Source organism: Shewanella sp. 433, assembly GCF_059338565.1.
Genome location: NZ_CM181703.1, coordinates 722701 through 735256, shown reverse-complemented (window position 1 = coordinate 735256; position 12556 = coordinate 722701). Strand labels below are relative to the sequence as shown.

The 12556-nt window shown below is 46.2% G+C and carries 13 protein-coding genes and 1 pseudogene; 7 read left to right on the top strand and 7 right to left on the bottom strand.

The annotated features are described in order from the left end of the window. Positions 1-9 precede the first annotated feature (9 nt). The gene (gene recQ / locus AC5YB1_RS03415; protein WP_494520726.1) at positions 10-1842 is read right to left on the bottom strand and encodes a DNA helicase RecQ; all 1833 of its coding nucleotides are present in this window, start codon (positions 1840-1842) and stop codon (positions 10-12) included. A gap of 213 nt (positions 1843-2055) precedes the next feature. On the opposite strand from recQ, the gene AC5YB1_RS03410 reads away from it, so the two are divergent. Both AC5YB1_RS03410 and rarD read left to right on the top strand, forming a co-directional pair. Continuing rightward, a complete protein-coding gene (locus AC5YB1_RS03410) occupies positions 2056-2520 on the top strand; it encodes a thioesterase family protein (protein ID WP_494520725.1) in 465 nt (154 codons plus the stop codon). A gap of 157 nt (positions 2521-2677) precedes the next feature. Next, a complete protein-coding gene (gene rarD / locus AC5YB1_RS03405; protein ID WP_494520724.1) occupies positions 2678-3571 on the top strand; it encodes an EamA family transporter RarD in 894 nt (297 codons plus the stop codon). On the opposite strand, the gene AC5YB1_RS03400 is transcribed toward rarD, so the two are convergent. The 5 genes and pseudogenes from AC5YB1_RS03400 to radC form a co-directional block, all read right to left on the bottom strand. Further along, on the bottom strand, positions 3542-4081 hold the full coding sequence (locus AC5YB1_RS03400; RefSeq protein WP_475515067.1) for a PH domain-containing protein: 540 nt from the start codon (positions 4079-4081) through the stop codon (positions 3542-3544). The two genes, rarD and AC5YB1_RS03400, sit on opposite strands and share 30 nt — an antisense overlap. A 189-nt stretch (positions 4082-4270) precedes the next feature. Further along, positions 4271-5590, bottom strand: coding sequence for an amino-acid N-acetyltransferase (argA, locus tag AC5YB1_RS03395; RefSeq protein WP_494520723.1), 1320 nt, complete (start codon positions 5588-5590; stop codon positions 4271-4273). A 378-nt stretch (positions 5591-5968) separates the two neighbouring features. Next, positions 5969-6142, bottom strand: coding sequence for a 50S ribosomal protein L33 (rpmG, locus tag AC5YB1_RS03390; protein ID WP_028773492.1), 174 nt, complete (start codon positions 6140-6142; stop codon positions 5969-5971). A 6-nt stretch (positions 6143-6148) separates the two neighbouring features. Then, positions 6149-6385: a 50S ribosomal protein L28 gene (rpmB, locus tag AC5YB1_RS03385; protein WP_110457577.1), complete on the bottom strand. Its 237-nt coding sequence runs from the start codon at positions 6383-6385 to the stop codon at positions 6149-6151. Between the two features lie 123 nt (positions 6386-6508). Further along, positions 6509-7187: pseudogene (gene radC / locus AC5YB1_RS03380) on the bottom strand (RadC family protein). 167 nt (positions 7188-7354) lie between these two features. On the opposite strand from radC, the gene coaBC reads away from it, so the two are divergent. From coaBC to AC5YB1_RS03355, 5 genes are all read left to right on the top strand, one after another. Then, complete coding sequence (coaBC, locus tag AC5YB1_RS03375; protein WP_494520722.1) at positions 7355-8551, top strand: bifunctional phosphopantothenoylcysteine decarboxylase/phosphopantothenate--cysteine ligase CoaBC; 1197 nt, start codon at positions 7355-7357, stop codon at positions 8549-8551. Then, positions 8548-9006, top strand: a complete 459-nt coding sequence (gene dut / locus AC5YB1_RS03370) for a dUTP diphosphatase (protein ID WP_494520721.1) — start codon at positions 8548-8550, stop codon at positions 9004-9006. The genes coaBC and dut overlap by 4 nt, the downstream gene beginning before the upstream one ends. An 89-nt stretch (positions 9007-9095) precedes the next feature. Further along, on the top strand, positions 9096-9689 hold the full coding sequence (gene slmA, locus AC5YB1_RS03365; RefSeq protein ID WP_110457581.1) for a nucleoid occlusion factor SlmA: 594 nt from the start codon (positions 9096-9098) through the stop codon (positions 9687-9689). A gap of 314 nt (positions 9690-10003) precedes the next feature. Beyond that, positions 10004-10648, top strand: a complete 645-nt coding sequence (gene folE / locus AC5YB1_RS03360; protein WP_110457582.1) for a GTP cyclohydrolase I FolE — start codon at positions 10004-10006, stop codon at positions 10646-10648. A gap of 166 nt (positions 10649-10814) precedes the next feature. Beyond that, positions 10815-11705 carry a hypothetical protein gene (locus tag AC5YB1_RS03355; RefSeq protein ID WP_494520720.1) on the top strand — a complete coding sequence of 297 codons (891 nt, stop codon included), beginning with the start codon at positions 10815-10817 and terminating at the stop codon, positions 11703-11705. Between the two features lie 172 nt (positions 11706-11877). Here AC5YB1_RS03355 and pyrE read toward each other — a convergent pair whose 3' ends face one another. Beyond that, entirely contained in the window at positions 11878-12519 is a 642-nt protein-coding gene (gene pyrE, locus AC5YB1_RS03350; protein ID WP_475515071.1) for an orotate phosphoribosyltransferase, read from the bottom strand. Positions 12520-12556: the final 37 nt, after the last annotated feature.

The window sequence follows — 12556 nt, the reverse complement described above, 5'->3', positions numbered from 1 at the left end:
TCCGGGTTACTAACCTTCGGCTAGGTAATCGCTGATCTCATCGAGAAACTCATCGCCAAAACGCTTGAGCTTAGTTTCACCTATGCCATTGACCGCTAACATCTCACCTGGGCTTGTGGGTAACATCGCCGCCATCTCGGCTAATGTCGCATCGTTAAACACCAGGTAGGGTGGCACATCGAGCTCTTCGGCCAAACTGCGACGCAGTAACTTTAGGCGAGCAAACAATTTTCGGTCGTAATTTAACGGCGCCCGACTGTTGCCGCGACGTTTGACATCTGTGGTTAAGGTGATGCGTGGTTCGGCTAATAACAAAGGCAATTCGCCTTTGAGCACCGCCCGCGCTTGAGGGTTGAGCTTAATCGATGAGCCACGGGTGATATCTTGGCTCGCAAAACCTAAATGAATGATCTGCCTGATAATACTAAGCCAAAATTCATGGCTCTTATCTTTACCTATACCCCAGGTTGAGAGTTTATCGTGCCCTCTATCGACCACGCCAGCCGACTTTGAGCCCCGTAGCACTTCGATCAAATGGTTAATACCAAATTTCTGTTGCAGTCTAAAAATGCACGACAATACTTTTTGTGCATCTTCAACCCCATCGTAGCGTTTAGGGGGATCTAAACAGATGTCACAGTTACCACAGGGTTCAGACGCACTCTCATCAAAATAATGCAGTAACACCTGACGTCGACACGTTTGCGCCTCGGCAAACGCGGCCATGGTATTAAGCTTATGAAATTCGACCTGTTGTTGTGGCCCAGGTTCAGCCTGTTCAATTAGATGCCTTACCCGGCCAATATCGGCTGGATCAAACAGCATTAATGCTTCGGCATCGAGGCCGTCACGTCCGGCGCGGCCGGTTTCTTGGTAATAGGCCTCGACACTCTTAGGGATGTCGTAATGCACCACAAAACGCACATTAGACTTGTTGATCCCCATACCAAAGGCCACGGTTGCCACCACAATATCTAACTGATCTTTTAAGAAACGCTCTTGAATATCGCCACGCTCTTCTTGGGTTTTACCCGCATGATAACCATCGGCTTTATAACCTTGCAGACGCAACCGCTCTGCGACTTCATCGACGCGGCGACGACTGCCGCAATAGATAATACCGCTATTACCGTTTTGCGTCTGGATAAATTGCCGAAGCTGATTGGCGGCATTGAGCTTTTCGGCAACGGTATAACGAATATTAGGCCGGTCGAAACTGGTTAATAACACATAGGGACTAATCCCAAGGCGCTGACAAATATCTTGGCGGGTCGCCTGATCCGCCGTGGCGGTCAATGCCATAATAGGCACATGGGCAAACAGTTGCCTAAGACGACCTAATGCCGCGTATTCCGGCCTAAAGTCATGCCCCCATTGAGAAATACAATGCGCCTCATCGATGGCAAATAGCGAAATATGCAAGGCTTGCATACGATCAACAAAACTGTCCATTAACAGCCGCTCTGGCGACACATAGAGCAACTTAAGTTCGCCGCGGTGCATCTGCTGGAAAATCTGTTGCGATGTTTCACGGGATTGCGATGAGTTTAAATAAGCCGCAGCCACGCCCATCTGCTTGAGGCTATCAACCTGATCTTTCATCAAAGAGATCAAGGGAGACACCACCACAGTTAACCCGGGAAAGAGCAACGCTGGCAGTTGATAACACAGACTTTTACCGCCACCCGTTGGCATAATCACCAACGCATCATGACCGAGAAAGACTTGATCGATAACCTCTCTCTGACCCAGCCTAAAGGTGCGATAACCAAATACCGCCTGCAAACTACTGGCGAGCGGATCTGTGTTATGGGGTTCAACTTGGGTTACTGCAGAATCCATTGGGCATCATAGTCATCAATCGGGCCGCCTATTCTAATCAAGCTCATCGCACTTGTCTCGGTTACGCTGACAATTGCGCCATTTTTTATTGCCATCACTCACGCCAGCTTAGCCATGGTGGTGATGTTTTAAGCAAAAGCTTGCTTCAGAGTATTGTTTAGATATAGGTTATTTACCCTACACCAAGCCGATGATTAACGGAGTAATCGCTTAATGACAACCGCAATTCAAGCACAGGTTTTAGCCAGCGTCGCCGAGATATTTGACCAACAAGTACCGTTTCATAATCTGCTCGACCTGCATATTCAGCATTACGATATCCACGGTGTCGAAGTAGTAGTAAAAATGAAGCCTCAATTAATTGGCAATATCCATCAACAAATTTTACATGGCGGCGTAACCGCCACCGTGCTCGACGTGGTGGGTGGGCTGACGGCATTTTCTGGGCTTGTAGCCAGCCGGGATGATTGGAGCCTAGATGCCTTGCAACAACGTCTAACCACCCTTGGCACTATCGATCTACGTGTCGATTACTTACGCCCAGGCAGAGGGGAGATATTTACCGGCACAGGCACGGTGATTCGCGCTGGCAACCGTGTTTCCGTGTGCCGCATGGAACTGCATAACGAGCAGGGCTCTCACATCGCTTTTGGTACTGGCACTTACATGATGGGTTGATCCTAATAAAACCGTGGCGTATTGGCGCCACGCAACTGATGTGAGGATGACCATAATACGTGACTTACGACTAGCTCAGGCCTGCAAATAACCTGCTTGAGTCCAAACCGCTTGCGCCCTACAATGCGTCTCCTTGTTACGACTAGAATCCCAGGTTATGGCCGATACTGAATATCGTAAAGGGGTGGTGTTGGCGCTTTGCGCATACTGCCTTTGGGGCTTCGCCCCTTTATATTTCAAACAATTACACAATGTTTCTGCGACAGAAATACTGACCCACCGCGTGATTTGGTCTTTTGTCTTTATGATCATCCTCATGCAATTTATCGGCGGTTTTTCTAAGCTTAGAGCCCTATTTCGACGCCCCAAACAGCTGGGCGTATTGGCCATCACCTCGATATTAATTGCCGGCAACTGGTTATTGTTTATTTGGGCGGTGAATAATGATCACATGCTCGATGCCAGCCTAGGCTACTTTATCAACCCCTTGTTTAATGTATTGCTTGGAATGATATTTCTTGGTGAGCGGTTACGTAAACTGCAATGGTTTGCGGTGAGCCTCGCCTGTACAGGAGTACTGATCCAGCTGATCTCTTTTGGCTCGATCCCACTGGTGTCATTGGCACTGGCATCCTCATTTGGCTTTTATGGTTTACTGCGTAAAAAGGTCAATGTCGATGCTAAAACAGGGTTATTGGTTGAAACCGCGCTATTGCTTCCTGTCGCGGTGATCTATCTATTTTCAACTTTAGATTCGGCCACTGCAAATATATTGACCAACGACATCAATATGAACTTATTGCTTATTGCAGCTGGTGTGATCACCTCGGTGCCACTGCTGTGTTTTGCCGGAGCAGCAACACGTATTCCGTTGTCAATATTAGGTTTCTTCCAATACATTGGCCCCAGTATTATGTTCGTTTTGGCCGTTAGTCTATTTAATGAACCGTTCGATTTAGAAAAAGGCATCACCTTCGCCTTCATCTGGAGTGCATTGGTGATATTTACGCTTGATATGGCGTTAAAGCGTCGACGCAAGCAACAGGGCTAGTAACGGCTCTGCCCGCTCAACACTCAATATCAGCAGATAGCCCTCCGTCGTTGGCAACACCAGCACATGATGACTACCGGTAACGGACAATAGGGCTTTATCGCTATTGGCGATGGTATCTTTTAACTTAAACCAGCCCAATCGATAGCCGGGCAAACCCACGCCATTACTTCTATAACTCAACTGTGGCGCATCAGCGTCATCCAAGCTAACAATGCGTGCCTGCGAAATTAAAAGACTCTCCAAAGGCAATTCAGTGCGATACAAAGGAATGTCGACCGTCATTGATGTGGGGGTGACACGAATATTGGCATCATAGGCCTTAAAGAACACCCAAGATAATAGACCCAATACAGTAATCACCATACCCAGCGCAGCAAATTTAGCGCCTTTGGGTAATGGTTTGATCTTTAGAAGAATTAAAATAAAGCCGATGCCGACCAGTAAAGAGACAAATGTCGCACTCGTTGCAGCATCGAAAGCCGTTAGCTGAAAGACTTGAGTATCCATGTTCAAGCACCCTATTTTTAATGTCATTGAGGTCTCTGTTGAGCCCCACGATATAAGATTGAGTGGTGGCTCATCCTCAAATTGAATAGCCTCACTATGCACTGCACGACATACTATGTCAAAAAGTGCATAACGCCCAACACAAGCAAAAAGACCACGCCTTAACGTGGTCTTCTAAGTGAGCTTTTACTAGAGATCTAACGCGAGAATTTTTGATTTACGTTGGTAGTTATACAACTGCTTTTTCATATTAGGTAATGCATCAACGTCAACGATTTCAAAGCCATGCTCAAGAAACCAGTGGATACTGCGCGTTGTCAGTGCAAACAAGCGAGAATAACCTCGCACCTTGGCTTGCCCAATAATGTTCTTCAGCAGTATGCTACCTCTATCGGCATCACGATAGTCAGGATGCACCACCAAACACGCAAATTCTCCGGCATTATCTTCCTCAAACGGGTACAGCGCGGCGCAACCAATCACTAAGCCGTCACGCTCAATCAGCATAAACTGCTCAATCTCCATCTCAAGCTGTTCACGGGAGCGACGCACTAAAATACCGCTTTGCTCCAGTGGACGAATTAAGTCCAGTACGCCACCAATATCGGAGATAGTGGCACGACGTAAACGCTCTGCACTCTCTGTCACGATTTGCGTGCCGATGCCATCGCGTGAAAACAACTCCTGCAACAGTGCACCATCATCGAGATAACTAACAAAGTGGCAACGGGCCACTCCGTTACGACAGGCATCAATACTCGCCTGTAAAAAAGCCCGAGTGGCCACACACCACTCATCGTTTTCGCTCTGCTCAGATAAGATGCGCTGTGCATCGGTTGGCATTAACTCCGCCAGCACTTCGCCATCACTATCTAAGATGCCTTTTTCGGCGCTAAAACCAATCATCTTATCGGCTTTGAGCTTCACGGCAATTTGGGTGGCAACCTCTTCGGCGGTGAGGTTAAAACTCTCACCCGTCACCGATGCTGCCACAGGGCCTAATAGGACGATGCCATGGTTATCTAATTGACGCCGTAGGCCCTGAACATCAATCCTTCTCACTTTGCCACTTAGGCAGTAATCGACACCGTTATCGACGCCCAGCGGCTGAGCAATAACAAAATTACCGCTAACCACGTTAATCTGCGCACCTTGCATAGGGGTATTACTTAAACTCATCGACAGCCGCGCGGTAATATCGAGCTGCAAACCACCGACCACCTGTTTAATCACTTTAAACGAGTCTTCATCGGTAATACGTACCCCGTTATAGTATTCGGGCATCAACTGCTGTTGCTTTAAGGCGGCATCAATTTGTGGTCGCGCGCCATGCACCAACACGATCTTGATCCCAAGACTATGCAGTAACGCGATATCATTGATGATGGAGCGAAATTGGTTTTGCGCCAATGCTTCTCCACCCAACATCACCACAAATGTTTTGCCCCTATGTGCATTGACATAAGATGCAGAATGACGAAATCCATCGACCAGTTCAGTAGTGCGCACGTATGACCTCTAAATAACAATAAATGGGTAAGCAATCTTGACCACATTAGAATAACAACCCGATAATATTGCATTTAAATTCACTTTAAAAGCATTTGTTTTCATTTTATACAATTAGCTCATCTCCCCCCCTTTAAGTAGATAGTAGACTCATTGTTGAACTGCTCAATGGAATAGCAAAAATATATAAGCATTGGAGTCAGACTATCAATAAGGTGAGGTAAAGCTTAAGCGAATCGATGAATTTGAAGATGATGTTGGGGAGTTTTGTATGCAGGGAGAGCTAAACAACGACAGTGGCGAGTCGGGATACTGGAAGGTAAAAGGGCAAAAAAAAAGCCCCTACAAGTAGGGGCTTTCAAAAAACGTTATCAAGAATTACTTGATTTTCGCTTCTTTATACATAACGTGCTGACGAATAACTGGATCAAATTTCTTGATTTCCATTTTTTCTGGCATGTTACGTTTGTTTTTCTCAGTCGTGTAGAAATGACCAGTTTTAGCGCTAGAAACTAGCTTGATCTTCTCACGGTTACCTTTAGCTTTAGCCATGGTTTATTACACCTTCTCGCCGCGGGCACGAAGTTCTTTAACAACAACTTCGATACCTTTCTTATCGATAATACGCATACCTTTAGTAGATACACGTAGTTGAACGAAACGCTTTTCGTCTTCTAACCAGAAACGGTGGTTCTGTAGGTTAGGTAAAAAACGACGACGAGTCGCGTTCTTAGCGTGCGAACGGTTGTTACCAACCATCGGCTTCTTGCCAGTAACTTGGCATACTCTTGACATGTCAATCTTCTCCAAAAACAATTTAACGCTCGAGCATTAATGTACCTCGAATATGGCCGTCGCCCGAGGCACACAAAGAGGGCGCATTTTATACAGCATCTAAAATCAAAGATCAAGGGATATTCAATCTATCCATCCCCTCTCTGCGAACGACACTATCTCATGATCGCCTATAACCATATGGTCTAACAGCGAAACATCGATAGTTGCTAGCGCGTATTTCAATCGCTCAGTAATTCGCCGATCGGCATGACTTGGTTCCGCAACCCCCCGAAGGATGATTGTGGCAAACAATGACGGCCGCGGCTTTTTTCTCAAGCACTAGGCTGACCACTTCACGTGGATAAACCGAGGCTGAATCTATGGTACCACGGAACAATTCAACGAACTGAATCACTCTATGTTGGCTATCGAGTAATAAGATGGCAAACACTTCATAGGCACGATCCCCTAATTGTCTCATTAAATAGTCTCGAGTTAAATCAGGATCTGTTAAAATCTTGCCTCTTTGTAGATTTTCTTTCGAAATTCGCTTACTTATTTCGATTGCAGCCTGCAATTGGGCGTATTTTACCGGTCCAATACCGTTAATCACGCACATTTCACTCTGCTTCGCCGACATCAAGGCTCGTAATCCACCAAAATGACCTATCATGGTGCGAGCTAACGACACCGCACTTTGGCCCGGCAAGCCATTTCTAAGCAACACGGCTAATAACTCAGCATCTGACAGTTGCGCCGCGCCTTGATGCAATAACTTTTCTCTTGGGCCCTCACCGCTGGGCCAATCCTTGATGGTCATACAACCTCCATGTTGCAGCGCTAGGCTGGCAATTATGTTTGCCACATTTTTATTTGAGTTATTGAGTATGGCTCAGTTTTTACAAACTTGTTTGCTCTACTTTACTCTGATTGTGGTATGGTTAGCCGGATGCGAAGCAAGGCAAATTAACGCGATTAGTGATCAATATGAGTCTGACAAATAAAAAGATATTACTGGGCATTGGTGGTGGTATTGCTGCCTATAAATCGGCTGATTTAGTGCGCCGACTCAAAGAGCGTGGCGCCGATGTAAGAGTGGTGATGAGCCAGAGTGCTCAAGAATTTATAACTCCGCTGACACTACAGGCCTTATCTGGTCACCCTGTTGCAAGCGATCTGCTTGACCCCGCAGCCGAAGCGGCTATGGGGCATATTGAACTAGCCCGCTGGGCCGATATGGTGCTGATTGCTCCTGCAACCGCCAATCTTATTGCTCGTATAAATGCCGGCATGGCTGATGAGCTGATCACCACCACTTGCTTAGCCACCGAGGCTCCCGTGGTATTGTGCCCCGCGATGAATCAACAGATGTATCGCAATGCTGCAACCCAAGCCAACTTAGACTCGCTACGTGGTAGAGATATCACCATCTGGGGACCCGCTTCGGGCAATCAAGCCTGTGGTGAAGTGGGCCCAGGACGCATGGAAGAACCGCTGGTGATTGCCGAGCGAGTCGAACAGTTTTTTGCCCCTAAAATCTTACAAGGTCTATCGCTATTACTCACGGCAGGACCCACGCGCGAAGCCATCGATCCGGTGCGATATATTTCCAATCATAGCTCAGGCAAGATGGGCTTTGCCCTTGCTAAAGCCGCCATCGAGATGGGTGCTAAAGTCACCATAGTGGCAGGGCCAGTCAATATTGAAACCCCACTAAACATCAATCGCATCAACGTAGAGTCGACCCAAGAGATGCTCGACGCCGTTATGCAGCAAGTGCATCATAGCGATATATTTATCGGCTGCGCCGCCGTTTGTGACTACCGAGTTGCCGATATTGCCACCGATAAAATCAAAAAATCAGCACACGAGATGGCACTTGCGCTAGTGCGTAATCCTGATATCTTAGCCAGCGTTGCCGCCCACCCACAGCGGCCGTTTACTGTCGGTTTTGCCGCAGAAACCCAAGACGTGGCGCATTATGCAAAAGACAAGCTTAAGCGTAAAAATTTGGATATGATTGCCGCTAACGATGTATCAGATCCCTCGCAGGGTTTTAATAGTGAGACCAATGCGCTAACCGTCTTCTGGTCTCATGGTCAGTATGAGTTACCCGCAACCGATAAGCTGACCTTAGCCAGACAGTTACTCACCTTAATTGCACAGCAGATGAAAACAGCATGAAGACACCAATTGAACTAAAAATTTTAGATTCACGTATAGGTTCACAGTTTCCACTGCCCGCTTATGCCACCCCTGGCAGTGCTGGCATGGATCTTCGTGCCATGCTTGACACCACCTTAGTGATTGCACCAGGTGAAACCCAGTTAATCCCAACAGGCATTGCTGTACATGTTGCTGACCCAAGTCTCGCAGCGGTGATATTACCGCGCTCAGGTTTAGGCCATAAACACGGCATAGTGTTGGGCAACTTAGTCGGCCTTATCGACTCAGATTATCAGGGGCCATTAATGGTCTCCTGCTGGAATCGCAGCAATGAACCTTTCAGCCTAGAAATTGGCGACCGACTGGCACAACTGGTGTTTGTGCCTGTGGTGCAAGCTGAGTTTAAGCTGGTTGATGAGTTTGATAGTTCAGATAGAGGTGAAGGTGGTTTCGGCCACTCAGGCACCCAATAATCTGTCACGCCAAACAAGCATAATTAGAGAGCCATGGGGATTCACTTAATACCATCGGCTCCTGTAGTAATTGAGTAAAGGAAACTTAAATGGCTGCAAGCCCTAAAATCAATCGTCGTGAACACATTCTGCAATGCCTCGCCACCATGTTAGAAACCAGCCCGGGCCAACGTATCACCACGGCTAAACTCGCCGCAGAAGTGGGCGTGTCAGAAGCGGCGCTGTATCGTCACTTTCCCAGTAAAGCCAGAATGTTTGAAGGGCTTATAGACTTTATTGAAGAGTCATTATTGTCGCGCATCAACCTGATCATGGACGATGAAAAAGACACCATGAAGCGCTGCCAGCTATTACTGCAGCTGCTACTGGTCTTCGCCGAGCGTAACCCTGGCATCTCACGCGTACTCAATGGCGATGCACTGCTTGGCGAAAATGAGCGTCTACGCAGCCGCACCAGCCAAATATTTTCAAAAGTCGAAACCCACTTAAAACAGATTTTACGCGAAAAGACCCTGCGCGAAGGCAAAGGCTTTCAGTTAGACGAAGCCATTTTGGCTAACTTATTATTAGCCGTTGCTGAAGGCCGTATCGCCCAGTTTGTTCGCAGCGACTTTAAGCAAAAACCCACCACACATTTTGTCGAACAGTGGAACTTTATTCAGCTGCAATTACTACAAAGTTAACCGAGACAAAGCTGATGGCGGTTAGCAACATCCTATGCCGCTGTAGCATGTCTATCACCTAAGCATTTGATGGTTCAATCCGCTTCATCCTTCAGCTCCGAATTAAAAAGCCGATTATCAACATCGGCTTTTTTGCTATTCCCTTACGTTTTCTGGGTATAAATTGGCCGTCATTCAGGGTATTCTCCTTGCCCGCCTATTAGCCTTTAACTAGATAGGCGATCTATAATCATTACTTTGAAGCGGCAAAACATTCATATTATTGATAATTTACCGCAATTGAACTAACCACTATCAATATGGTGGAGGATCCAATGGCATTAAGTGAAGCAGCACAACAGGTGCAAACCGCATTATTAGCGCGGGGGTTAGAGACCCCTATGGTACCTTGTGGACTCAGCGCCAATGAGCGCAAAGAAAAGATAGAACACCATATGCGTGAGATCTTAACCTTAATGTCTCTGGATTTACGTGACGACAGCTTAGTCGACACCCCAAAACGCATTGCCAAGATGTATGTTGACGAGATTTTCTCTGGTCTCGACTATGCTAACTTCCCCAAGATCACTGTTATCGAAAATAAGATGGGGTTTGATGAGATGGTTAAGGTGAAGGATATCAGCCTCACCAGTACCTGCGAGCATCACTTAGTGACCATAGACGGCGTCGCGACCGTGGCCTACCTGCCACGCAAAAACATTATTGGCTTATCGAAAATCAACCGTATCGTCCGCTTCTTTGCTCAGCGCCCCCAAGTGCAAGAACGCCTAACCCAGCAGGTACTCGTAGCACTGCAAACGCTACTTGAGACCCAAGATGTGGCAGTAAAGATGGACGCGGTGCACTACTGCGTTAAGTCACGTGGTGTAATGGACTCCACCAGCTCCACCACCACTACGGCACTGGGCGGTATTTTTAAATCTAACCCAGCCACCCGCGCCGAATTTCTACATCAATAAAGCTTATCAAACTACTCATGCTGCGGCCTCGGCCGCAACATTTAAGCAACAAAATCTTGACTTCACTAATTGACTATCTTACTTTTCAAAAATTACTGCTCAAATATCATGCAATGCGGGTTATCTATAATTAAGGATTTATACCCTAGTCAAGGAAGATATAAACATGAAACACACTCTCACGTTACTTGTTTTCGTAATACTAACTAGCTTTATTACTATGTCTAATGCTTACGCAAGGATAACCTATACCACCTGTAATGATTGTGGTATCGCCCAACAAGGGTTAGCCGCAACGCAAATTCCTATGCTTAATAATAATGACAGGGTATTTGTTTTTAATTATATCAACCGAACGGTTAATGAATTCAAAATTATTCAACGTGAAGGAGAAGAACATCCAGATACTAATATTCCGAGAATATTCAATGTATCTGAGCTACAACCTAAAACGGCCGCAACTATAGAGTTAGAAAGAGCCTATGAAAATGCAATAATCCAGCTAGGACCCAACGGGGAAAACCTTTATAACTCTGCAGAAGAGTTACCAGATGATTTTATTATCCCAAGCACTGCAGATATAGTAATGAACCCCGCAGTGACTGTAACTATTGCTGACTACATCAATCAATATTTAAACAGACAAACAACGATTAACAGAACTTTATCTCTCCTCGAAATTCAAGCCAGAAACTTAAACCTTTCAATCGGCCCATTTAGTCATATCCTGCCAAGTAGTAATACTTTTTATGTTAAATTTCCTGATGGTACATTATCTAGAGTAAATATTTCTTTGGTCAAAATAGGGACTAATTTCGAGGTTAAAATCACTTACGATGGCGTTGCAGTTTTTGCTGATGGGACGCCTATTCCACAAAGTACACATCAGTTTAAAAACTTAATGCAATCAGCTACCAAGATATATCTGCCATCATTGATCCAGCTTGGGGCGTCCCTCGGTGTCCCCATTAGTTTCTCAGGTAGCCAAACTTGTGAACCCACCGAGATGGTCTGTGATGATAATATCCGTTGCACTGTAAGCACCGTTTGCAATTAAGATTAATCCATAGAATGCGGTAATGATGAAAAGCAAAATGCTGCAACCTTTTACTAGAGAGTAAAAAAAACAAAAAGCAAAATCTTATATTAAGATTTTGCCTTTTTTAACCGAGAGCTAACATACAGCTTTAACCTGAGCTCTCGAGCGCACTAACTCTTTACGTTATCGCTTAAATCCCGTACTGGGCGCGATAAGCACTCACCGCGGCCAACTCGGTTTCCATGCCTGGCTTTTCACTTAAATAATCAACTAAGTCAGCAAGCTTAATAATCGCGATCACCGCGCAGCCATAGTCACGTTCCACTTCTTGGATCGCCGACAACTCACCCTTGCCTTTTTCTTGGCGATCGAGCGCAATCAAGACGCCCGCTAAACTAGCATCATGAGCCTGAATAATATCCATCGACTCACGGATCGCTGTACCTGCTGTGATCACATCATCGACCAACATCACCTTGCCCGTCAGCTCACTGCCCACTAACGACCCACCTTCGCCGTGATCTTTTTTCTCTTTGCGGTTAAAGCAATACGGCATATCGACATTATGATGATCACAAAGTGCTACCGCAGTTGTCGTGGCAATCGGGATGCCTTTGTATGCAGGGCCAAACAGCAGATCATATTCGATGCCAGCATCCATCAGCGCCGATGCATAAAAACGTCCAAGACGCGCTAAATCACGGCCTGTGTTAAAAAGGCCCGCATTAAAAAAGTAAGGGCTAGTGCGGCCTGACTTTAACGTAAATTCGCCAAATCGTAATACCTGACGCTCAAGGGCAAACTCAATAAACTCACGTTGATAGGCTTTCACAATCTCTCCTTAAAAATGTAGGGTAACGTATAATGTG